The sequence below is a fragment of the Rugamonas sp. DEMB1 genome, assembly GCF_029834475.1.
In the GTDB taxonomy this organism is placed as follows: domain Bacteria; phylum Pseudomonadota; class Gammaproteobacteria; order Burkholderiales; family Burkholderiaceae_D; genus Rugamonas; species Rugamonas rubra.
This window is the reverse complement of sequence record NZ_CP122407.1, coordinates 3885195-3906988: the sequence shown is the minus strand read 5'-3', so window position 1 is coordinate 3906988 and position 21794 is coordinate 3885195. Positions and strand designations below refer to the sequence as shown.

Genomic DNA, 21794 nt, shown 5'->3' with positions numbered 1-21794 from the left:
ATGGCGATTTTCGGCATTGGATTGCACGTACTGGTGGCGCTGTTTTTCGCCATCCACGCGATCCGCAACGGACAGCAGCTGTTTTGGCTGCTGATCCTGTTCTCCTTCCCGCTGCTGGGCAGCGTGGTGTACTTCTTCGCCATCTACCTGCCGGGCTCCGGCTGGCAGCACGGCGCGCGCAAGGTGGCCAAGGTGGCCGTCAAGACCTTGGACCCGAGCCGCGAGCTGCGCGAGGCGCGCGCCGCCTTCGACTACACGCCGACCGCGCAAAACCAGATGCGCCTGGCCGCCGCCCAGTTGCAGGCGGGCGACGCCGCCGAGGCAGCCAATACCTACGAGGCGGGCCTGCAGGGGCCGTTCGCCGGCGATCTGGAGATCCGCTTCGGCGCGGCGCGCGCCAACTTCGCCTGCGCCCGCAGCGGCGCGGCGGTGGCCCACCTGCAGCAGATCCGCCAGGCCGACGCCAACTTCCGCGCCGAGCAGGTCTCGCTGCTGCTGGCCCAGGCACTGGCCGGCGCCGGCCGCCAGGCCGAGGCGAAGGCCGAATTCGAGTTCGCCGTGGCGCGCTTCGGCAGCTTCGCCGCGCGCGCCGAGTGCGTGATTTGGGCGGTGGCCAATGGCGAGCAGACGCTGGCCGCGCGGCTGCGCACCGAGCTGCTGCCCACCATCGAGCGCTGGAACCGCCACACGCGCGACATCAACCAGGAGCTGCTGCGCCGCCTCGACGCGGCGTTCGGCCAGATCCGCGGCTGACGCCGCCTCCGCGACTGGTTAGTGCCGCTCGGCGGTGGCGGCGATGGCCTGGTTGAGTTTGTTCATCACCTCGGCCGGCACGTCGCGGCTGCACACCAGGTAGCGCTTCAGGCCTGGCGGCGCGTCGGCGTAGTCGCGCCGCACCGCCGCGTTGAGCTCCGCCGCGTGGGCGCTGGCGTACTTCCAATCCTCGCGGTCGACCAGCATGTAGTCGGCGCGGCCGGCGGCGATCATGCGCATCATGTTGACGGTGGTGACGGTGCGCCGCATGATCTGGTTGGCGCTGCGGGCGATCAGCGCGTCGAGCTCGGGACCGTAGGAGACGCCGTCGACCACGCCCAGCGTCAACTGCGGATCGGCCAGCAGGCTGGCCAGGGTGGCGTGGGTCCGCACCCGGGCCAGCGCCCGCGGCGCGATCAACACGCCTTGCGGCGGATCGGTCATCAGGGGCTGGCTGAATTGCGCCACCGCCTCGCGCTCGGGCAGGCGGTACCAAGCGATTGAGCAGTAGTTCGGCGTGCCGTGTGCGAAGTTGATCCAGATGCGCTTCTGCGGCTCCTGCACGAAACGCGCCGGCACGCCGGCCAGCGCGAAGACCTCCTTGGCGCGCTGCAGCATGAAGCCTTTTGCCACCCCGTGGTCGAGGTAGTAGTAGGGCGGCTTGTCGCGCCAGGCCACCGTCAGCGTCGGTGCCGCCACGGCGCAGGAGGCGCCCAGCAGGCAGGCGGTGGCAAGAGCGGCGGTGTATCTCATCAAAAGGCGATCAGGACGCGGAGCAGGCCGCTATTGCTGACGATTATAGGCAGCGCACGGGGCCTTGTCACGGCGCCGCGCCGCCGCTGTTGCAATCCGGCCCGCCTGGGGTGGGCCACGCCGGCCGGGTGCCTGCTGCCCGGGCGGGCGGTGGGGCGCGTAGCCGAGAGCGCGGCCGACAGCCTAGTCGACGATGGCGCCGTCCAGGTCGTGGCGGCTGACCGCGCCCGTCTCGTCGATGGCGATCCAGCCGCCGCGCGGCGGCGTGGCGTCCGGCTCCCAGTCCGGCAGCACGTAGCGGCGCGTGGCGCCGACCCGGTGCAGCGCGGGGCGGTGCGTGTGGCCGTGGATCATGACGTCGGTGCCGGTCCGCGCGAACACCTCGGCGATCGCCTGCGGCGCCACGTCCATGATCTCGTCGCTCTTGTTGCCCTGGTCCTTGCGGCTGTTCTCGCGCATGCCGGCGATGATCGCCTTGCGCTGCGCCAGCGGCATGGCCAGGAACTGCGCCTGCCAGGCCGGCTGGCGCACCTGGGCGCGGAAGGCCATGTAGTTGACGTCCTCGGTGCACTGGGCGTCGCCGTGCAGCAGCGCGACGCGCAGGCCGCCGATCTCGACGACGTGGATCTCGGGCAGCAGCGTCAGTCCGGCGGCGGCGGCGAAGGGCGCGCCGACCAGGAAGTCGCGGTTGCCGGCGATCCAATACAGCTTGACGCCGGCCGCGCCGACGCGGCGCAGCGCGGCGACGATGGCCTGGTGGTAGGGCTCGTCGACGTCGTCGTCGCCGGCCCAGTATTCGAACAGGTCGCCGAGCAGATACAGCGCGCGGGCGTGCACCGCCTGCTGCTGCAGAAAGCGGAAGAAGGCCTCGGTGGTGTGCGGGTGCGACGCTTGCAGATGCAGGTCGGAGATGAACAGCGCGGCGACGCGCTTGTCAGGCATTGTCATTCCTGATTCCTTCAACAATACCCGGCCGCTGTGGAAAACGGCGAGCGGATAAAAAAGCCGCGCGCCCGCGTTGGCGGGCGCGCGGCTGCCTACTGGCGCTGAATTACGCTGCCAGTTCGATCGATTCGATGACCACGTCTTCCACCGGCACGTCCGAGTGCATGCCGCTGCGGCCGGTCTTGACCTTGCGGATCGCGTCGACCACTTCGGTGCCTTCGGTGACTTTGCCGAACACGGCGTAGCCCCAGCCGTCCTGGCCAGGGTAGTCGAGGAAGCTGTTGTTTTTCACGTTGATGAAGAACTGCGCCGAGGCCGAATGCGGGTCCGAGGTACGTGCCATGGCCAGCGTGTAGGTGTCGTTTTTCAGGCCGTTCTTGGCTTCGTTTTCAACCGTGGTGTCGGCCGATTTCTGTTTCATGCCCGGGGCGAAACCGCCGCCCTGGATCATGAAGTCGCCCATCACGCGGTGGAAGATGGTGTTGGCGTAGTGGCCGGCGTTCATGTACGAGAGGAAGTTCTCAACCGTTTTCGGCGCTTTTTCCGCGTCCAGAACGGCGGTGAACTTGCCCATGTTGGTGGTGATGATAACGGTGGTCATAATAGTCCTAGAATGTGTTGTTCGATGGTCAAACGCGGGCCGCGCGCGCGGCGCGGCCGCAGCCAAGGCGCTATTTTACAGTTTCGGCTGGATCGGCGTCTTCAAAATCGTCGCCGACTGGATCACCACCGGCGTCACCGGCAGGTTTTGGAACATGCCCTTGTCGTCGACCAGGGTGCCCTTGATCTTGTCGACCACCTCCTGGCCCTTGATGACCTTGCCGAACACGGTGTAGCCGAAGCCGTCGCGGCCCGGGTAGTTGAGCATCTCGTTGTCGGCCACGTTGATGAAGAACTGCGCGGTGGCCGAGTGCGGGTCGCCGGTGCGCGCCATGGCGATGCTGTAGGGCGCGTTGGGCAGGCCGTTCTGCGCCTCGTTCTTGACGGGCGGGCGGGTCGGCTTCTGCTTGAGCTTCTCGTCGAAGCCGCCGCCCTGGATCATGAAGCCGTCGATGACGCGGTGGAAGATGGTGCCCTTGTAGTGGCCGCTCTTGACGTACTGCAGGAAGTTGTCGACCGTCTTGGGCGCCTTGGCCTGGTCGAGTTCGAGGACGATCTCGCCCATGCTGGTTTTCAGCGTGACCTGCGGCGTGGCCGTGGCCGCCGGGGCGGCGGCGGCCGCCGCCAGCACGGCGCCGGACAGGGTGGCGCCGGCGAACAGGCTGAAGAATTTGGTCAGAAAGGACAGGCGGCGCGGCGCGGTTTGGTGCATTATTGCTTCCTTGGCGAGGTAGGTGGGGCAGCGGCGAACAAGTGAAGATTCGTTTGCCGTTCAAAAAATCCTAAGCTATATCGGGCCAGTGCGGATTTTATCAATGCTATACTTGTCCGAGAAGTTTCATTCTAACAAAGAAGAACTAGATACCCGAGGGTCTGTCAGTTTCCACGGCGCACACGAACAAGTCCAGGCGCGGCATCCCCAGGGTGTCTGCGCCCGGTCCTCGTATTGCCTGGCTGGCGGCCCGAAAAATACGCAAGAGTCCGATGAGCAATTTAAAGATTTACAACACGCTGGCGCGTGACAAGCAGGTTTTCGTACCGATCGAAGAGGGCAAGGTCCGCATGTATGTGTGCGGCATGACCATCTACGACTACTGCCATATCGGCCACGCCCGCATGATGATGGCCTTCGACGTGGTCTACCGCTGGCTGCGGGCCTCCGGCTACGACGTCACCTATGTGCGCAACATCACCGACATCGACGACAAGATCATCAAGCGCGCGGTGGAGAACGGCGAGACCATCTCGCAGCTGACCGCCCGCTTCACGCAATACATGGACGAGGACACCGGCGCGCTGGGCATCCTGGCGCCCACCCACACGCCGCGCGCCACCGAATACGTGCCGCAGATGCTGGCGCTGATCGACACCCTGGAGCAGCGCGAGCTGGCCTACCAGGGCAGCGACGGCGACGTCAACTACGCCGTGCGCAACTTCGCCAACTACGGCCGCCTGTCCGGCAAGTCGCTCGACGACCTGCGCGCCGGCGAGCGCGTCGACGTCAACACCGGCAAGCGCGACCCGCTCGACTTCGTGCTGTGGAAGTCGTCCAAGGAGTCCGAGCCGGAAGAGGTCAAGTGGGACTCCAAGTGGGGCAAGGGCCGGCCGGGCTGGCACATCGAGTGCTCGGCGATGGCCTGCGCGCTGCTCGGCGAGCAGTTCGACATCCACGGCGGCGGCGCCGACCTGCAGTTCCCGCACCACGAGAACGAGATCGCCCAGTCCGAGGGCGCCTTCGGCCACAGCATGGTCAACTACTGGCTGCACAACGGCTTCGTGCGGGTCGACAACGAGAAGATGTCCAAGTCCTTGGGCAACTTCTTCACCATCCGCGACGTGCTGAAGAAATACGACGCCGAGGTGGTGCGCTTCTTCATCCTGCGCGCCCACTACCGCAGCCCGCTGAACTACTCCGACGCCCACCTCGACGACGCCCGCGTCGCCCTGACCCGGCTCTACACGGCGCTCGACGGCGTCGAGGGCGACGGCCTGCCGCTCGACTGGAACGAGGCGCACGCCGTGCGCTTCGCCGAGGCGATGAACGACGACTTCAACACCCCGGTGGCGCTGGCCGCGCTGTTCGACCTGGTCAGCGAGCTCAACAAATCGAAGTCGCCGGCCGTGGCGCGCCAGCTGAAGGGCCTGGCCGGCGTGATCGGCCTGCTGGCCCGCACGCCGCAGCAGTTCCGCCAGGCCGCCGTCGGCGACGCCGACAGCAGCGCCGACGGCGCCATCGTCGAGGCCATCGCGCGCCGCGCGGCGGCCAAGCAGGCGCGCGACTTCGCCCAGTCCGACGCCATCCGCGCCGAGCTGCTGGCGGCCGGCATCATCCTCGAAGACAAACCCGACGGCAGCACCAACTGGCGCCGCGCATGATGGCCCTCTCCAAGGTAAGCGACGGCGCCGCCGTCCCGCTGGTGGTGGCCGTGCCACCCTACTGGGAACAGGCCAAGATCGAGCTCATGAAGCGGGACCGCATCATGAAGAAGCTGATCCCGCAATTTGGCGACCTGCACCTGGTCGGCCACGGCGACCCGTTTACTACCTTGGCGCGTTCCATCGTCGGCCAGCAGGTGACCACCAAGGCGGCCGACGCCGCCTGGCACAAGCTGCTGCTGGCCTGTCCGAAATGCACGCCGGCGCAGGTGCTCAAGGCCGGCGTCGAGCAGCTCTCGGCCTGCGGCCTGTCCAAGCGCAAGACCGAATACATCATCGACCTGGCCGAGCATTTCAAGGCCAAGCGGGTGCACGCCAACCAGTGGGACCAGATGGACGACGAAGCCGTCATCGCCGAACTGGTGCAAATCCGCGGCATCGGACGCTGGACAGCGGAGATGTTTTTGATATTTAATCTGCTCCGGCCGAACGTGCTGCCGCTCGACGACCCCGGCCTGATCCAGGGCATCAGCGTCAATTACTTCTCCGGCGAGCCGGTCTCGCGCAGCGATGCGCGCGAAGTCTCGGCCAACTGGGAACCCTGGCGCACCGTCGCCACCTGGTACTTATGGCGGAGTCTGGACCCGCTTCCGGTAGAATAGCGCAAACTTAATCGCCGCCCCGCGTCGCGCCGTCCCCAGGGCGGGGCGGGGACGGCCGAGAACAAATACGGAGGTACAATGACTAAAACGACTTTCCTCAATTTTGAGCAACCGATCGCGGAACTCGATTCCAAGATCGAAGAGCTGCGTTTCGTGCAAGACGATTCGGCCGTCGACATCTCCGAGGAGATCGACCGCCTGGCCAAGAAGAGCCAGCAACTGACCAAAGACATCTACGCCAAGCTGACGCCGTGGCAGGTCGCGCAGATCGCGCGCCACCCGCAGCGGCCATACACGATGGACTACGTCAACGAGATATTCACCGACTTCCACGAGCTGCACGGCGACCGCAGCTACGCCGACGACCTGTCGGTGGTGGGCGGTCTGGCCCGTTTCAACGGCCAGGCCTGCATGGTCATCGGCCACCAGAAGGGCCGCGACACCAAGGAGCGCGCGCTGCGCAACTTCGGCATGCCGAAGCCGGAGGGCTACCGCAAGGCGATGCGCCTGATGAAGCTGGCCGAAAAATTCGGCATCCCGGTGTTCACCTTCGTCGACACGCCCGGCGCCTTCCCCGGCATCGACGCCGAGGAGCGCGGCCAGTCCGAAGCGATCGGCCACAACCTGTACGTGATGGCCGAACTGAAGGTGCCGCTGATCGCCACCATCATCGGCGAGGGCGGCTCCGGCGGCGCGCTGGCGATCGCCGTGGGCGACGCCGTGCTGATGCTGCAATACTCGACCTACTCGGTGATCTCGCCCGAGGGCTGCGCCTCGATCCTGTGGAAGACCTCGGAGCGCGCCTCCGACGCCGCCGAGGCGCTGGGCCTGACCGCGCACCGCCTGAAGGCGATGGGCCTGATCGACAAGATCGTCAGCGAGCCGCTGGGCGGCGCCCACCGCGACCCGAAACAGATGGCCACGCTGCTCAAGCGCGCCCTGGCCGACTCGCTGCGCCAGTTCCACGGCATGAAGACCAAGGGCCTGCTGGAAGCGCGCCACGAGAAGCTGATGAGCTACGGCAAGTTCAAGGAAACCACGCCGCAGGAGTAATCCGGCGACAAGAAAATCGAGGCGCCGGCGGCGCCGGCCAAAGCCCTGGACGTTGAAAAGAGGGTCAGACCCTAGGGTCTGACCCTGGTTTCGGCCCGGGACCCAGCCGGCACATCTGCGCCCACCAAAACCGGGAACCGACCGGGGCCATCCGCCTCGCTCCGTTCCCGGTTTTTTTATCGGAGCAGCAATTGAAGAAGCAACAAATCCCCAGCCTGGCGTCCAACTTCGCCGAGGCGCTGGCGGCGGCCGGGCAGGGCGCCGGCGGCCGTCTGGCCATCGCCCTGAGCGGCGGCCTCGACTCCTCGGCCCTGCTGCACCTGGCGCAGGCCTACGCCGGCGCCAACGGCGTCGAGCTGTACGCCTTCCACGTCCACCACGGCCTGAGCCCCAACGCCGACGCCTGGCTGGCCCACTGCGAGCAGGCCTGCGCCGCGCTGGGCGTGCGCTTCGAGGCGCGCCGCGTCGTGCTGGACGCGCCGCGCAAGAGCGGCACCGAGGCGGCCGCCCGCAAGAGCCGCTACGCCGCGCTGGGCGCCCTGTGCGCGGCGCACGGCGTGACCCTGCTGCTGACCGCCCACCACCAGGACGACCAGGCCGAGACGGTGTTGCTGCAGCTGCTGCGCGGCTCCGGCCCGGCCGGCCTGTCCGGCATGGACGCCGCCAACGCCGCGCCCGAGCTGCTGGCCAATCCGGCGCTGGTGATGGCGCGTCCGCTGCTGTCCGCCTCGCGCCGGCAACTGGCCGAATACGTGGCGGCGCGGCAGATCGCCCACGTCGACGACGAGTCCAACCACGACCCGCGCTTCGCCCGCAACGCCTTGCGCCACCAGGTGATGCCGGCGCTGGCGGCGGCCTTCCCCGGTTTCCAGGAGCGCTTCGCGCGCAGCGCCCAGCACGCCCAGTCGGCCCAGCGCCTGCTCACCGAACTGGCCGAGCAGCGACCTGGCCGCCTGCCTGGACGGCGACTGCCTCGACGTCGCCAAGCTGCGCGCCATGAGCACGGACCGCGCCTGCAACCTGTTGCGCCACTGGTTCGCCACGCGCGGCCTGCGCATGCCCACCACCGCCTGGCTGGCCGAGATGCTGACCCAGCTGGTCGAGGCGCGCTACGACGCCCAGCTGCTGGTCACCCATCCCGACTGCCATGTGCGGCGCCACCGCGACCGCCTCTACCTGACACCCAAGCTGGCCGAGCTGGAGGGCACCCGCGTCGACGAGTCCGACATCAAGGACGGCCAGGCCTTCCGCTGGAACGGCGAGGCCGAGCTGGCCTTCCCGGCCTATGGCGGGGTGTTGTATTTTGATCCGGCCGAAGAGGCCTGGCGGCCGACTGGCTGCGCGGCCAGGAGCTGGTGATCGACTTCCGCCAGGGCGGCGAACGGCTCAAGCTGGCACAAAACCGCTCGACCCGTGGGCTGAAATACCACTATCAAGCTTGCAATATTCCCGCGTGGGAAAGAACCCGTCTCCCCGTGGTCTGGGCCCGCAAACAACTGCTGTTCGCCGCCGGCGTCGGCATGGATTGCCACCACCTGGTGAGCGAGGGCGAAACGCGATACCGCCTGCGCTGGCAGGCTGTCTAGACAATTTCATTCCGCACAAATCGGGTATGAGCATATGCCGAGACTGTATGAGTTTATGACTTTTTTGACTTGTTATTATGCAGTGCAGCATGTAGAGTTAAGGGTTCCTTTTACACCTAATTGAGCGGAATACTCACTGTTATGGCTTTAATCGTGCATAAATACGGCGGTACGTCGATGGGTTCGACGGATCGCATCAAGAACGTTGCGCAGCGTGTCGCCAAGTGGCATGACGCGGGACATCAAATTGTCGTGGTGCCGTCGGCCATGTCGGGCGAGACCAACCGCCTGATCGGTCTGGCCAAGCAGATCCAGGAGCAGCCGGATCCGCGCGAGCTCGACATGATCGCCTCGACCGGCGAGCAGGTCTCGGTCGGCCTGCTGTCGATGGCCCTGCTGGCGATCGGCAAACAAGCGGTGTCCTACGCCGGCTGGCAAGTCGCGATTAAAACCGATTCCGCCTTCACCAAGGCGCGCATCCAGTCGATCGACGACGAGAAGGTGCGGCGCGACCTCGACGCCGGCAAGATCGTCATCATCACCGGCTTCCAGGGCGTCGACGAGAACGGCAACATCTCGACCCTGGGCCGGGGCGGTTCCGACACCTCCGCCGTGGCCATCGCCGCCGCGATGAAGGCTTCCGAATGCCTGATCTTCACCGACGTCGACGGCGTCTACACCACCGACCCGCGGGTGGTCTCCGAGGCGCGCCGCCTGAAGGCCATCACCTTCGAGGAGATGCTGGAGCTGGCCTCGCTGGGCTCGAAAGTGCTGCAAACCCGCTCGGTGGAATTCGCCGGCAACTACCGCGTGCCGACCCGCGTCCTGTCGTCGCTGACCGACCCGATGCTCGATCTGGAGATCGAAGCCAACTCGGGCACCCTGATTTCGTTTGAGGAAGATAAACACATGGAACAAGCAGTCATCTCCGGTATCGCGTTCAACCGCGACGAGGCCAAAATCACCGTGCTGGGCGTGCCAGACCGCCCGGGCGTGGCCTACCACATCCTCGGCCCGGTGGCCGAGGCCAACATCGAAGTCGACATGATCATCCAGAACCAGTCGGTCGACGGCAAGACCGACTTCACCTTCACCGTGTCGCGCAACGACTACGCGCAGGCGATGGACGTGTTGAACGGCACCAAGGCCGAACTGGGCGCCGCCAGCATCACCGGCGACGCCAAGGTGTCGAAGCTGTCGGTGGTCGGCGTGGGCATGCGCAGCCACGTCGGCGTCGCCTCGCAGATGTTCCGCACCTTGTCGGAAGAGGGCATCAACATCATGATGATCTCGACCTCGGAAATCAAAATTTCCGTGCTGATCGACGAGAAATACATGGAGTTGGCCGTGCGCGCGCTGCACAAGGCTTTCGAGCTGGAAAAAGCGTAAAGAAGGGCGTAAAAAGTTTCAAAAAAGCCGTCCGGTTCCTTGACCAATCCGTATCCGGTCTATACTATGACGGTCGTCTGCTGCAGCGATTTATTGCAAGGTGGACATAGTTGAGTGATCAGCTAGGAGACGTGGCCGAGTGGCCGAAGGCACATCCCTGCTAAGGATGCATACGGCTTATACCTGTATCGTGGGTTCGAATCCCACCGTCTCCGCCAGTATTTTAAAAACCCGCCTCGGCGGGTTTTTTCATTCCTGCCTTGCGGAGACGAATGATGCCCCTGCGGGCATCATGGGTGGGAGGCGAAGACAAGCGCGTGCACGCGCTTGGGCGGCCTGCGGCAGGTAGGCGAATCCCACCGTCTCCGCCAGTATTTTAAAAACCCGCCTCGGCGGGTTTTTTCATTCCTGCCTTGCGGAGACGAATGATGCCCCTGCGGGCATCATGGGTGGGAGGCGAAGACAAGCGCGTGCACGCGCTTGGGCGGCCTGCGGCAGGTAGGCGAATCCCACCGTCTCCGCCAGTATTTTAAAAACCCGCCTCGGCGGGTTTTTTTTATGTGCGCCCTGCGGAGGCCAGAGCTAGTATGTCCGGTATATTTGACAAGCTACGCTATATTGTCCAATATATCTGACATGAAAACATCATCGCCACGTCCTTTCCCTGCCGTCGAGAAACAGATGGTCGCGCTCGGTCAGCGCTTGCGGGAGGCCCGTCTGCGCCGCAGCATTAGCACTCTTCTGTTCGCCGAACGGATGAACGTGTCGCGCGATACGCTCAATCGCCTCGAAAAAGGCGATCCCAGTATCGCCATGGGTACCTATGCCCGGGCGTTGCGCGTCCTTGGCATCGAAAAGGATCTTGATAAAATGGCGCAAGACGACGAACTCGGCCGCAAGTTGCAGGATCTGAAAATGCCGGTCGCCAGAAAGCCGAGGGGCGCAATGGGCGGCAAGGCAGCCAAAGTGGACAGAAATGAGGAAGATGATGGCTTCCAAGAGACCGAATAGCGAAACGCGCGACGCGTACGATGTCTATCTCTGGGCCGCCGACCTAGGCGTGGAGGCACGCGTTGGCATAATGTACCGGGACACGAGGCGCTTGGATTTGCCAGCGAGCTTCGCCTACGACAGCGACTGGCTAAAAAGCGGAAATAGTTTCATGCTCGACCCTCGGCTGGAACTGTGGGCGGGCGAGCAACATCCTGAGGTCGACATGCCGGCCTTCGGCGTGTTCATGGATTCCGCGCCGGATCGCTGGGGGCGGGTCTTGCTCGAGCGCCGCGAAGCCGCAATGGCCGAACGGGAAGGGCGCAAGTTGCGCCAGCTCCATGAAGTGGACTTCTTGCTGGGAGTCCACGACTTGACGCGCATGGGCGCCTTGCGTTTTAGGAAGGGCGCCGACGGCCCGTTCCTGGACAATCAAACGTGCGCCGCGCCTCCGGTCACGAGTCTTGGCGAGCTGGCCGACATCAGCCGTCGCATCGAAGAGCCCGGTGTCGAACAATTGCCCGAATACGAAAAATGGCTGGCCATGTTGATCGCGCCCGGGAGTTCCTTGGGTGGCGCACGGCCCAAGGCGAACTTCACCGGTAACGATGGCCAGTTGTGGTTCGCGAAATTCCCTGCCGGCGATGACCGGTATGACGTTGGAGCATGGGAGTTCGTGGCCCATATACTTGCCGCCAAGGCGGGTATTTTCGTGTCCGAAGCGCGCATTGAACTGTTGGGCGATCGCTACCGCACGTTTTGCGTCAAGCGCTTCGACCGTGCCGGCGACAGCCGCAGGATGTTTGCTTCCGCGATGACGCTGTTGGAGCGAAGGGACGGCCAGCCAGGCGGCAGCTATCTGGACCTGGTTGAGTTTATCGAGGACCAGGGGGCACGGAATCACATCGCTGCCGACCTGGAGCAGTTGTTCCGGCGCGTGGTCTTCAACGTATTGATCGGCAATCGGGACGACCACCTGCGCAACCATGGCTTCATCCGGGAAACCACCGGCTGGCGCCTCGCTCCCGCCTACGATATGAATCCCAATCCAGGCAAGGCTTGCCACGCCTTGACCCTCGATGGACACAACGCACAGCCCAGCCTGCCCGCGGCAGTCAGCTGTGCCGACATGTACCGTGTGAGCGCCGTGCGCGCCAGAGCCATCGTGGACGAGGTGCGCGGCGTACTTGCTGGCTGGCGCGACGAGGCTCAGCTTCATGGATTATCTAGTCTTGAAATACAGCGCATGGAGGCCGTGATTCAAGCGTAGCCGGCGCGCCGCCATCGAGGGGACCATGCTGCACGCGCAAACAGTGTCGGAACCGCTACGCTGCGGTTCTTAAAGACCGGCGTTGGCGGTTTTTTGTCCCCGCACTGTCTACCGCTACGCATCGGCCGCCGGTGCCGCGTCCGCCCCGGGCTTGTCCGCCCCCGGCGCCGGCGCGGCCCGATCGGCCGAGATCGCTTCGTTGATCGTCTCCAGCAGCAGGTCGGCGTCGATCGGTTTGGTCAGGTAGCGGAAGAAGCCGGCAGCCAGGCCGTGCTTGACGTCGCTGTGCATGGCGTTGGCGGTCAGGGCGATCACCGGGATGTGCGCCGTCCGCTCGTCCGCGCCCAAGATCTTTTTGGCCTCCTTGCCGCTCATGCCGGGCAGGTTGATGTCCATCAGGATCACTTGCGGTTGTCGACTCAGCGCCAGCGCGATGCCGTCGCGGGCATTGGTCGCCGACAGCAACTCGAGGCCGGAGCGGAAGCCGACGATCTGCTCGACCAGGCTCAGGCTGGCCGGGTTGTCTTCGATGTACAGTATCGTCGTTGGCCCGCCGCGCCTCGAGCCCAACGGCACCAGCACCGGCTTGGCGACGGCGTTCGACCCGGCGGCGCTCGCTTCCTGTCCCGCAATGTCCAGTTCGATCCAAAACACGCAGCCGGTTCCCTGGGTGCTGGCGACGCCCAGCGTGCCGCCCATCAGCTCGACCAGGCGCTTGGTCACCACCAGGCCGATGCCGGTGCCTTCCTCGGTGCCGGCCTCCTGGCCGAGGCGGTTGAACGGCTGGAACAGCGCCTCGATTTGTTCCGGGCTCAGGCCTTCGCCGGTGTCCTGCACCGAAATACGCAGGCGGCCGGCCGCGCCGCGCGCGACGCTGAGCACCACGGCGCCCCCCTTGCGGTTGTATTTGATGGCGTTCGACAGCAGGTTCAGGATGATCTGCTTGAGCCGGGTGTGGTCGGCGCGCACCGTCACCGCCGTCGCTTCCGGGTACAGCATGCGGATGCCGCGCCGCTCGGCCTGCTCCTTGACCATGTTCACCACGTCGGCCAGCAGCAGCGTCAAGCGCACCGGTTCCAGCGACAGGCTCATGTTGCCCGATTCGATCTTGGCCAGGTCCAGGATCTCGTCGATCAGGGCCAGCAGATGCCGTCCGGCCGAGACGATGTTGTGCACGAAACCGCGTTTCTGCTCGACGCTCGAGGGCAGCGCCTCGTTGGCCAGCAGCTGCGAGAAGCCGAGGATGGCGTTGAGCGGCGTGCGCAGCTCGTGCGACATGCTGGTGAGGAAACGGTCCTTGGCCTGGTTGGCCCGTTCCAGTTCGTACTGGCGCCGCTCGAGCTCGAGCTTTTGCTCGTTGAGGGCGCTCTCGATCCGCTTGCGGTCGGTGATGTCGCGGATGGCCGACGAGACCAGCACGCCGTCCTCGGTTTCCAATGGCGACAGGCTGATTTCGACGGGAAACTCGGAGCCGTCCCGGCGCAGGCCGTACAGTTCCAGGCCGGCACCCATCGCGCGCGGCCGCGGCTGGTCGAAGAAGCCGCCGCGGAAATGCGGGTGCTTGGCGTGGAAGCGGGCCGGAATCAACACCTCGATTTTTTTGCCCAACAGTTCGGCGCGCGGGTGGCCGAACAGCATCTCGGTCTGCGAGTTGACCAGCACGATCTCGCCGGTCTGGTTGACGATCACGATCGCATCGGGCGCCGACTCGAGCAGGCCGCGGAATTTCTGTTCGGCCTTCTTGCGTTCGCCGACATCGCGGATCGCGCTGATGACAAAGGCGCCGGCCTCGGTTTGGATCGGCGACAGGCTGATCTCGACCGGGAACTCGGCATGGTCCTTGCGCCTGCCGTGCAGTTCCAGGCCGGCCCCCATGGTGCGCGGGCGCGGCAGGTCGAAGTAGTGCGAGCGGTGGCCGACGTGGGCGTGCTGGAAGCGTTCCGGCAGCAGGATCTCGATGCGTTTGCCGTCCAGCTCGCGCGGCTCGTAGCCGAACAGCCGTTCGGCCTGGGCGTTGGCCAGCACGATGGTGCCGGTGGGATTGGTGACGATGATGCTGTCGGGCGTAGATTCGAACACGCTGCGGAACTTCACGTCCATCAATTGCGCGTCGCGCGCCGCCTTGCGCTGCGTCACATCCTTGGTGTTGGAGACGATATGCGTCATGCGGCCGTCGGCGTCGAGGATGGCCGCGCTGGAGCCGTCGACATAGATCAATCCGCCGTCACTCCTTCGGCGCAGCATTTCATAGTCGCAGGTGCCGCTTTCAGCCAGCTGGTGGTCGATTTTACTGTCTTCCTCGGCCTGGCCGGGGAGGGCGATCAAGCTGCGCACATCGCAGCCGAGGGCGGCGTCGCTGTTGTAGCCGAAGATACGTTCCGCCCCCTTGGTCCAGCGCGCCACGATGTGGTCCGGCGTGGTCACGATCACCCCCCCCGGAGCATTGTTCAGGACAAGTTGATCGAGGTCTGTTTCCATGCCATTCCCTCTGGGGAAGCCGGTGTTGCGATTGCTCGCGAGGGGGGAGCTAACCCTAGAAGGATGAATTTAGGCTTCGGTGGCGCACGTGTCAATGTTGTCGTATCGTGTGATAGCCACTCGGCGGGGCGGATTCGAGCGGCCGCTTCGGTGCTTTTTCAATTTCCGCAGTGAATGCTGTCGGCTTTCTTGACCAATTCGCATCCGGCCTATATGATTGCGCTCGTCTGCTACCGCGCTGTTTGGCGAGGTGGACATAGTTGAGTGATCAGCTAGGAGACGTGGCCGAGTGGCCGAAGGCACATCCCTGCTAAGGATGCATACGGCTTATACCTGTATCGTGGGTTCGAATCCCACCGTCTCCGCCAGAATTGAGTACCAGGAGGCCCAGCAGGGTCTCAGCAAGTCCACAAAAACCCGCTCCTTTCACTCGAGGCGCGGGTTTTTTGTATTCTGGCGTCTCTTCACGTTCCCCGGTGTCTCGCTGAGTATCGCATTTTTGGTTGCACGGGAGGGTACACGTTCCGGCTTAGCCCGCGCCTCGTGTAACTTAGCGGCGATGTGGCGGTTTAGTTCTTTCCATGGGGACTGTTGGCGCTCGGGAAATTCCACAGGCGAACATTGCTGAGACGGTTGCGGTCGCTGCTCGGCGGTGGCGATACCGATATCGATCACCTCAAATCGGCAAGTGTTGCATGGTGTGCAATCTATGCGGATGTTCATTCCTTGACCGAAGCGGACAAAAATATCGTGATCCGAATTTCATTGCCCGGATTTGGCCGTGTGGAGTCAACAAGTCGAGCCAGGAATGCTCTTGCCTGTACGTAGGTTGAGACCAAAGCGGCAGGTGTAGGGCGACGACGGAGTTTCCTTATCATAGGTGCATTCCACGTCGCCCTTTTCCCTGATCCTTAGGCGAGCCGATGCGCCGCAGGCAGCCTTTAGGTCAGGACCAATGGATTCGAACATCTCCTTCGCCATCGGCCCTTCAACCATCAACGCAATTTTCCTATCATCTCGGGTAGGAGCTTGCTTTTCGTCCAGGTCGTTCGAATAGAGAATGTAGTGCCCCTTGTATGCTGTGTACGTGCCGTCCCACGGCTTTTCGGCGCTTGCATAAGCCGAAAAAGATAGTGTGGCTGCCGCGACAAGAAGTGCAAAGGGCTGTTTCATGCTTGCTCCTTAGGTAATCTAGTTGAACTGGACGTGGAAGTGATTGTCGTGCTTCTTGAGACGAGTTGCGGCGACTATCCGGTTGTCGTTGAAAAAAATCGTCAAGCTGCCTGGCGCGTTGGCGCGAAAGAGGTTTATCAGCGTCTCGGTCGCGTCGAGGTCATATTCGTCGTCAAGATAAGTGACTGGAACTTGACGCCCATCTTTGCGCAACGGGCGAATGTCTACCTCCAGCCCTGACAAATGGGACGCGTGATCGAACTTGACGCCGTTGGCCATACTGATGTTTCCTACGCCGAATTTACGGTCGTCAATTGCCTCCCATTCCCGCTCGACTGCGAAAATCAGGGTTAGCATTCGGGGATGGGCATACTGGGCGGCGCCGCCACCTGGTGTGCCGTAGACGTAGTAGCCGGCGTCCTCGGGAGCCTGGGGAAGAATGAAGTAGCCGCGTGAATCCTTGGGTTGGACTTCGAGCATGGCGAGCCCCTTATGCGATTCGGTTGGTCGAAAGATCCCAGCCGCCAGAAGTGTTGCCGCCGGCGCCGCCGGCGATCTTCTGCTGACTGTATTTCCACTTCACCTTTGAAAATTTCAATCCAATGGAATCGTGCAAGACGTCACCTTCGTGCACCACTTGGCTGATATTGCCGATCAGTACGTTTTCCAGTTCGACCTCGTAATACTTTACGCGCTCGCCTTGGCCATCGGCTCGCATGAATTCGAGCCGAGCCTTCGGAATCGTTCGGCCGGCGGAACATGTCTGCATTAGAACTGGTGAGGACAGGTCCGCGAGTTTGGTGATTGAGATGCTTTGATGCTCGCATCGCTCCGCCGTGTGGCCGCCGCCGGTCGATGCGGTAGCGCTTTTCGGCTGTCTCACGCCCCATTGGGCAGATGTGAGCTCGATCCAGCCCGAGTGCGTAGAGTCGGCGGATTCGCCTTTGATGCCGTCGATTTGTAGGTACACGTCGATTGCCATGATATCTCCTGAGGTGGTTGGCGAAATGCCAAGGGCATTGTTGCGCGTCCCACGGGGGAGGGCGTTGGGGCCGCTCAAGCTAACTGGCTGCCGGGGCGTTTTGTGTGCTGGTTGCGGACTCTAATCAAGTTGAGTGTCAGGCGGCTACTGGAGAGGGACTCACACCACCACCAAGCCTCCTGCCGAACGCCGTCCAGCAACTGCTGCGCGGTGCCGTCGTGGCCCGCTTGAACTGGCAGCGCCGGCCCAGGTGACGCGGTTCGGCCATTTTCCATCGACGGAAGCCCAGCATCGGTTAAAGATATATTTAATTTGAATCTTATTGCCGATGGGATTAAAATCATCCTGTCCAGGCAAGTGTGGCGGCCGCGTGCATTCCGGCCCCGCCAACAGCCTGAGTTTCCCGGAGCGGCAAGGCCATGGCCAAGATATTCCCCATCCACCCCAAGAACCCCGAGCGCATCTGCTGGGGCTGCGACAAGTATTGCCCGGTCGGTTCCCTCGCCTGCGGCAACGGCTCGGACCGGACGCAACATCCGGTCGAGCTGTTCGGCGACGACTGGGCCGAGTGGGGCCTGGACGGCGTCAGCGGGCCGGCCAAGCCGAAGGACGGCTAAGGCCGTTCGGCGCGGCTTTGGCGGGCGCCGCCGGTGGCGTCGTTTGGGGCGCGATGACGGCGGGTGCCGGTGCTGGTGCCGCTGCGCCGGCTTTCTCCGCGATATGGCGTAGCATGAAGGTCGGGACGGATAGCGACAGGGTCAAGCCAAAGCGCCAGTTCACCTCGGCCAAGCGCGCATTCACCTCGGCGCGAAACGCCTTGATCTCGCCGGAGACCGAGGCCGAAACAGCCTGCGACTTGGCGTCGATGTAGTCTTTGTCGGGTGAGGTGCCCATTCGTCCATCGTCGGCCTGCCGGCGCCGCTTGTCAAGCGCCGTTCCCACCGTCTTTGTGAGCGCTTAAACAGGCCACGCCCGTGGCGATTCGACAAGATAGTTACGTCGCACCGCCTTCATCGAATATAATTCTTCACAGTTGTGCCGGGCTTAGCGCCGCGGCACGGCGGCAGAATTTGACAATCACCAAAAGGCTGTGGCTTATGAGTTCCTGGTGTTACGCGGCGCGCTCGACAAGCGCCGGGCGTTCCGCCCCGCAGGTAGGCGAAGGGCGGACGCGATGATGTGGGCAGTGAAGCGCGGCCATCCGGCCTTCCTGTTGGGTTTGCTGTTGACGGCCGCCGCGCCGGGCGCGGCGTTCGCCGCCGAGCGCGCCGCCAGCGTCGTGCTGGAGGAGCTCACCAGCAGCGAGCTGCGCGGCCGCATCGACCACGGCGCCACCACCATTTTGGTGCCGATCGGCGGCGTCGAGCAGAGCGGCCCCTACATCGCGCTGGGCAAGCACAACGCGCGCGCCGGCCTGCTGGCCAAGCTGATCGCCCAGAAGCTCGGCAACACCCTGGTCGCGCCGGTGGTGTCCTACGTGCCCGAGGGCAGCATCAACCCGCCGGCCGGCCACATGCGCTTCGCCGGCACCATCTCGATCCCCGACGCCACCTTCGAGTCGCTGCTCGAGGCGACCGCCGCCAGCCTGCGCCAGCACGGTTTCCGCGACATCGTCTTCATCGGCGACCACGGCGGCTACCAGCAGAACGAGGCGCGCGTCGCCGCCAAGCTGAACCGCGCCTGGGGCAAGGCCGGCGAGGCCCGCGCCCACGCGCTGCTGGACTACTACGAGATCACCCAGACCGCCTATGTCGCCGACCTGAAGAAGCGCGGCTACAGCGCCGCCGAGATCGGCCTGCACGCCGGCTTGGCCGACGCCGCGCTGACCCTGGCCACCGACCCCTCGCTGGTGCGCAGCGAGGCCATGGCGCGCGGCGCCAAGCCGACCCCGCAGGACGGCGTGCGCGGCGACGCCACGCGCGCCACGGCCGAACTGGGCCAGCTCGGCGTGCGGCGCATCGTCGACACCTCGGTCGCGGCGATCCGCAAACTGCAGGAGCGCGCCCGCTAGCGCCGGCACGGTGCCAAGAATCCTGTCCAGAATTTAGTCCCGAATTTAGTCCCGAATTTAGTCCCGAATTTAGTCCCCATCAACCGACCGGACCACCACACATATGAACCCGAAACCACGCCGTACCACGCTCGCAGTCACCATCGCCCTGGCCGTCGCCGGTCTGGGCATCGCCGGCTACGTCGTCGGCGCCGCGCCGGCCGCCCCGGCCGCCGCCGCCGCGCCGGCCTACTCGGCGCTGCCCGGCATGCCGCCGCTGGCCGACATCAACAACGTCTACGGCAGCACCGGCCCGGCCAACATGAGCGCCGCCGTCAAGGGCCATCTGGCGCGCGTCTACGTGCCCAACCTGCGCTCCAACGACGTCTACGTGATCGACCAGGAGACCTTGAAGGTGGTCGACAAGTTCAAGGTCGGCCTCGGCCCGCAGCACGTGGTGCCGGCTTGGGACCTGCGCACGCTGTGGGCGGCCAACAACGCCGAGCGCACCGACAAGGGCAGCCTGACGCCGATCGATCCGCTGACCGGCAAGCCGGGCAAGTCGGTGCCGGTCGACGATCCCTACAATATGTACTTCACGCCGGACGGCAAGTCGGCCATCGTGGTCGCCGAGGCGCGCCACCGCCTCGACTTCCGCCACCCGCAGACGATGGCGATGCAGTACTCGATCGACACGCCGGGCTGCGCCGGCATCAACCACGCCGACTTCTCCAACGACGGCCGCTTCGCCGTGTTCACCTGCGAGTTCGACGGCACCATCGCCAAGATCGACCTGGTCGAACGCAAGGTGACCGGCTATCTGAAATTGAAAATGCCGGCCACCCGCTTCGCCGAGTCGGTGCCGGTGGGCGGCCCGCCGGGCGAGGTGTGCAGCTCGAAGAAGGGCATGCCGCAGGACATACGCATCTCGCCCGACGGTAAAAAATTCTACATCGCCGACATGGACGCCGACGGCGTCCACGTGGTCGACGGCGTCGCCTTCAAGGAGATCGGCTTCATCGCCACCGGCGTCGGCGCGCACGGCATCTACCCCAGCCGCGACGGCAAGAAGTTCTACGTCGCCAACCGCGGCACCCACCGCATCCACGGCAAGCGGCGCGGCAAGGGCAGCGTCAGCGTGATCGACTTCGCCACCGACAAGGTGGTCGGCAGCTGGGTCATCCCCGGCGGCGGCAGCCCGGACATGGGCAACGTCAGCGCCGACGGCAAATACCTGTGGCTGTCCGGCCGCTTCGACGACGTGGTCTACCGCATCGACACCACCGGCGGCAAGGTCGACCAGATCCGCGTCGGCCAGGAGCCGCACGGCCTGACCGTCTGGCCGCAGCCGGGCCGCTACTCGCTGGGCCACACCGGCAACCTGCGCTGACGCGCCGGCACGCCGGGCCGCCCGTCGGCCCGGCGCGCCTTGCCGGCTAGGCCAGCGGCGGCAGCGCCACCGTCGGATCGCCGAGGATTACCAGGGTCTGCCGGTCCATCGACACCAGCTGGTGGTACAAGGCCCAATCTCGCATCCTTGGCACGTTGGCGTTGATTTTCCTCTTGTCGTCCTGCCACAGCGCGTGGAAGGCGCCGGCCTCGTCGAACACCCGGCGCAGCGCGTAGCCGATCGGCGTGCGCATATCCTGTTGAAACAAATCGTTGTACAGCGACTGCGCCAGCACGTGGGTCAGCACCTGCTTGGTGGTGGGGTCGCGCAGCGTCCAGTCGAAGGTCGGTTCGACGTGGCCGACGAAGGCGCGCAGCGGCGCCGGCATTCCCAGCAACTTGCGCGGCAACGGCGCCACCATCGCGCCGGCCGCGGCGGCCACGCCGTTCAGGGTCTGGCCGATGGCGCTGTCGGCGGCCAGCAGGTTGGCGTAGCGCGACTCGCTGTCCGAACCGGCCGAGCAGCAGGCGTGGGCGTACCAGATGGCGCCGCTCGGCCGCCAGTCGCGCAGGTCGTCGGCGCGCAGCGGCTCGTGCCGCAGGTCGACCGGCGCGCCCAGTTGCGCGCGCAGTGCGGCGGCGTCGTTCAGCGGCCCGGTCATGCCATGGCTGGTGGTGACCACCAGGCCCGGCCTGCGCTCGGCCAGCGCGTCGGCCAGCGCGCCGCGGCTGGCCAGCTCGCCCTGCAGGCGCAGCCGGCCCGCCAGGTCGCCGTCGTTCTCCAGGCGCTGCCACAGGCGGTCGGCCACCGCGCGCGCCATCAGCCAGGTGATGTCCTGCTGGCCGTGCTCGACGCTCCACACCACCGGCGCGCCCGGCCGGCAGGCGCTGTCGCCCCAGTCGTTGAGCAGGGCCTCGACATAGTGTCCCAGCCCCTCCTGCTCGCTCAGGTCGAGCCGGCCGACGTAGGTCGACATGTTCAAGCCGTACTGCACGCTCCACGGGATCTGCTGCGGCGTGGCGTAGATCAACAGGTAGCGCGGGATGTAGCCGTCCTTGACGCCGGGCTTGGGCGCGGCGACCGACAGGTCTGCGCCGTGCCGTCGGCGTAGTAGCGGCGCAGGTAGTAGTTCGCCAGCTTGGCCGACCAGCGCAGCACGGGCGAGCCGGGGCGCGCCGCCAGCAGCCGCCGGATCGGCGCCGGGGCGTCGTCGGCGCGCGCCTTGGCGGCGGGTTCGAGCGCGTCGTCGTCGGGCAGCAGCAGGCCCAGCCGATGTCCGGATGCTGCCAGCGCCGCTCGTCGACCGGCGCCGCCGGCGCCAGCCACTTGACCGCCCGCCTGACCCGCTCCTCCTGCGCCCACGGCAGGCGCGGCGGCAGGGCGGCGCGGTTGTCCAGCGCGCCC

21 protein-coding genes, 2 tRNA genes and 1 pseudogene are annotated in these 21794 nt (G+C 65.1%); 13 read left to right on the top strand and 11 right to left on the bottom strand.

Features of this window, described 5'->3' with window-relative positions; translation table 11 throughout:
• Positions 1-753: a hypothetical protein gene (locus tag QC826_RS17750; RefSeq protein ID WP_093388648.1), complete on the top strand. Its 753-nt coding sequence runs from the start codon at positions 1-3 to the stop codon at positions 751-753.
• A gap of 18 nt (positions 754-771) precedes the next feature.
• Here QC826_RS17750 and QC826_RS17745 read toward each other — a convergent pair whose 3' ends face one another.
• The 4 genes from QC826_RS17745 to QC826_RS17730 form a co-directional block, all read right to left on the bottom strand.
• Positions 772-1506 (bottom strand): substrate-binding periplasmic protein, encoded by a 735-nt coding sequence (locus QC826_RS17745; protein ID WP_093388649.1) that lies wholly within the window; start codon positions 1504-1506, stop codon positions 772-774.
• A 183-nt stretch (positions 1507-1689) separates the two neighbouring features.
• Positions 1690-2454: a UDP-2,3-diacylglucosamine diphosphatase gene (locus QC826_RS17740; RefSeq protein ID WP_409567664.1), complete on the bottom strand. Its 765-nt coding sequence runs from the start codon at positions 2452-2454 to the stop codon at positions 1690-1692.
• Positions 2455-2557: 103 nt separating this feature from the next.
• Positions 2558-3052: a peptidylprolyl isomerase gene (locus QC826_RS17735; protein WP_093388651.1), complete on the bottom strand. Its 495-nt coding sequence runs from the start codon at positions 3050-3052 to the stop codon at positions 2558-2560.
• A gap of 75 nt (positions 3053-3127) precedes the next feature.
• Entirely contained in the window at positions 3128-3763 is a 636-nt protein-coding gene (locus QC826_RS17730; protein ID WP_093388652.1) for a peptidylprolyl isomerase, read from the bottom strand.
• Positions 3764-4035: 272 nt separating this feature from the next.
• Here QC826_RS17730 and cysS point away from each other — a divergent pair, with 272 nt between their 5' ends.
• From cysS to QC826_RS17690, 8 genes and pseudogenes are all read left to right on the top strand, one after another.
• A complete protein-coding gene (cysS, locus tag QC826_RS17725; protein ID WP_279761792.1) occupies positions 4036-5427 on the top strand; it encodes a cysteine--tRNA ligase in 1392 nt (463 codons plus the stop codon).
• Positions 5427-6089, top strand: coding sequence for a DNA-3-methyladenine glycosylase family protein (locus QC826_RS17720; RefSeq protein ID WP_093388691.1), 663 nt, complete (start codon positions 5427-5429; stop codon positions 6087-6089). The genes cysS and QC826_RS17720 overlap by 1 nt, the downstream gene beginning before the upstream one ends.
• 78 nt (positions 6090-6167) lie before the next feature.
• Positions 6168-7142: an acetyl-CoA carboxylase carboxyltransferase subunit alpha gene (locus QC826_RS17715; protein ID WP_279761791.1), complete on the top strand. Its 975-nt coding sequence runs from the start codon at positions 6168-6170 to the stop codon at positions 7140-7142.
• 191 nt (positions 7143-7333) lie between these two features.
• Positions 7334-8728: pseudogene (gene tilS / locus QC826_RS17710) on the top strand (tRNA lysidine(34) synthetase TilS).
• Between the two features lie 141 nt (positions 8729-8869).
• The gene (locus QC826_RS17705) at positions 8870-10117 is read left to right on the top strand and encodes an aspartate kinase (RefSeq protein ID WP_279761790.1); all 1248 of its coding nucleotides are present in this window, start codon (positions 8870-8872) and stop codon (positions 10115-10117) included.
• A gap of 125 nt (positions 10118-10242) precedes the next feature.
• Positions 10243-10335 (top strand) — tRNA-Ser (locus QC826_RS17700).
• A gap of 418 nt (positions 10336-10753) precedes the next feature.
• Positions 10754-11128 carry a helix-turn-helix domain-containing protein gene (locus QC826_RS17695; protein ID WP_279761789.1) on the top strand — a complete coding sequence of 125 codons (375 nt, stop codon included), beginning with the start codon at positions 10754-10756 and terminating at the stop codon, positions 11126-11128.
• The gene (locus tag QC826_RS17690; RefSeq protein WP_279761788.1) at positions 11103-12377 is read left to right on the top strand and encodes a type II toxin-antitoxin system HipA family toxin; all 1275 of its coding nucleotides are present in this window, start codon (positions 11103-11105) and stop codon (positions 12375-12377) included. Before QC826_RS17695 ends, QC826_RS17690 begins: the two co-directional genes overlap by 26 nt.
• A 114-nt stretch (positions 12378-12491) precedes the next feature.
• Here QC826_RS17690 and QC826_RS17685 read toward each other — a convergent pair whose 3' ends face one another.
• Positions 12492-14855: a PAS domain S-box protein gene (locus tag QC826_RS17685; RefSeq protein ID WP_279761787.1), complete on the bottom strand. Its 2364-nt coding sequence runs from the start codon at positions 14853-14855 to the stop codon at positions 12492-12494.
• A gap of 275 nt (positions 14856-15130) precedes the next feature.
• Between QC826_RS17685 and QC826_RS17680 the strand changes: the two genes are divergently transcribed.
• A tRNA-Ser gene (locus QC826_RS17680) sits at positions 15131-15223 on the top strand.
• 421 nt (positions 15224-15644) lie between these two features.
• Here QC826_RS17680 and QC826_RS17675 read toward each other — a convergent pair.
• Genes QC826_RS17675 through QC826_RS17665 form a run of 3 tightly spaced genes read right to left on the bottom strand, consistent with a single transcriptional unit; the run spans position 15645 to position 17010 of the window.
• Complete coding sequence (locus tag QC826_RS17675; RefSeq protein ID WP_279761786.1) at positions 15645-16028, bottom strand: hypothetical protein; 384 nt, start codon at positions 16026-16028, stop codon at positions 15645-15647.
• 18 nt (positions 16029-16046) lie between these two features.
• A complete protein-coding gene (locus tag QC826_RS17670) occupies positions 16047-16508 on the bottom strand; it encodes a penicillin-insensitive murein endopeptidase (protein WP_279761785.1) in 462 nt (153 codons plus the stop codon).
• A gap of 10 nt (positions 16509-16518) precedes the next feature.
• On the bottom strand, positions 16519-17010 hold the full coding sequence (locus QC826_RS17665) for an Hcp family type VI secretion system effector (protein ID WP_279761784.1): 492 nt from the start codon (positions 17008-17010) through the stop codon (positions 16519-16521).
• Between the two features lie 419 nt (positions 17011-17429).
• Here QC826_RS17665 and QC826_RS17660 point away from each other — a divergent pair, with 419 nt between their 5' ends.
• Positions 17430-17627: a DUF3079 domain-containing protein gene (locus tag QC826_RS17660; protein WP_279761783.1), complete on the top strand. Its 198-nt coding sequence runs from the start codon at positions 17430-17432 to the stop codon at positions 17625-17627.
• Here QC826_RS17660 and QC826_RS17655 read toward each other — a convergent pair.
• On the bottom strand, positions 17596-17904 hold the full coding sequence (locus QC826_RS17655) for a hypothetical protein (protein ID WP_279761782.1): 309 nt from the start codon (positions 17902-17904) through the stop codon (positions 17596-17598). The two genes, QC826_RS17660 and QC826_RS17655, sit on opposite strands and share 32 nt — an antisense overlap.
• Before the next feature lie 280 nt (positions 17905-18184).
• Between QC826_RS17655 and QC826_RS17650 the strand changes: the two genes are divergently transcribed.
• Positions 18185-19021 carry a creatininase family protein gene (locus QC826_RS17650; protein ID WP_279761781.1) on the top strand — a complete coding sequence of 279 codons (837 nt, stop codon included), beginning with the start codon at positions 18185-18187 and terminating at the stop codon, positions 19019-19021.
• Between the two features lie 103 nt (positions 19022-19124).
• Positions 19125-20390 carry a YncE family protein gene (locus tag QC826_RS17645; protein ID WP_279761780.1) on the top strand — a complete coding sequence of 422 codons (1266 nt, stop codon included), beginning with the start codon at positions 19125-19127 and terminating at the stop codon, positions 20388-20390.
• 46 nt (positions 20391-20436) lie between these two features.
• On the opposite strand, the gene QC826_RS17640 is transcribed toward QC826_RS17645, so the two are convergent.
• Positions 20437-21420 carry a hypothetical protein gene (locus tag QC826_RS17640; RefSeq protein ID WP_279761779.1) on the bottom strand — a complete coding sequence of 328 codons (984 nt, stop codon included), beginning with the start codon at positions 21418-21420 and terminating at the stop codon, positions 20437-20439.
• A complete protein-coding gene (locus tag QC826_RS17635; RefSeq protein ID WP_279761778.1) occupies positions 21417-21716 on the bottom strand; it encodes a hypothetical protein in 300 nt (99 codons plus the stop codon). Before QC826_RS17635 ends, QC826_RS17640 begins: the two co-directional genes overlap by 4 nt.
• Between the last annotated feature and the right edge of the window lie 78 nt (positions 21717-21794).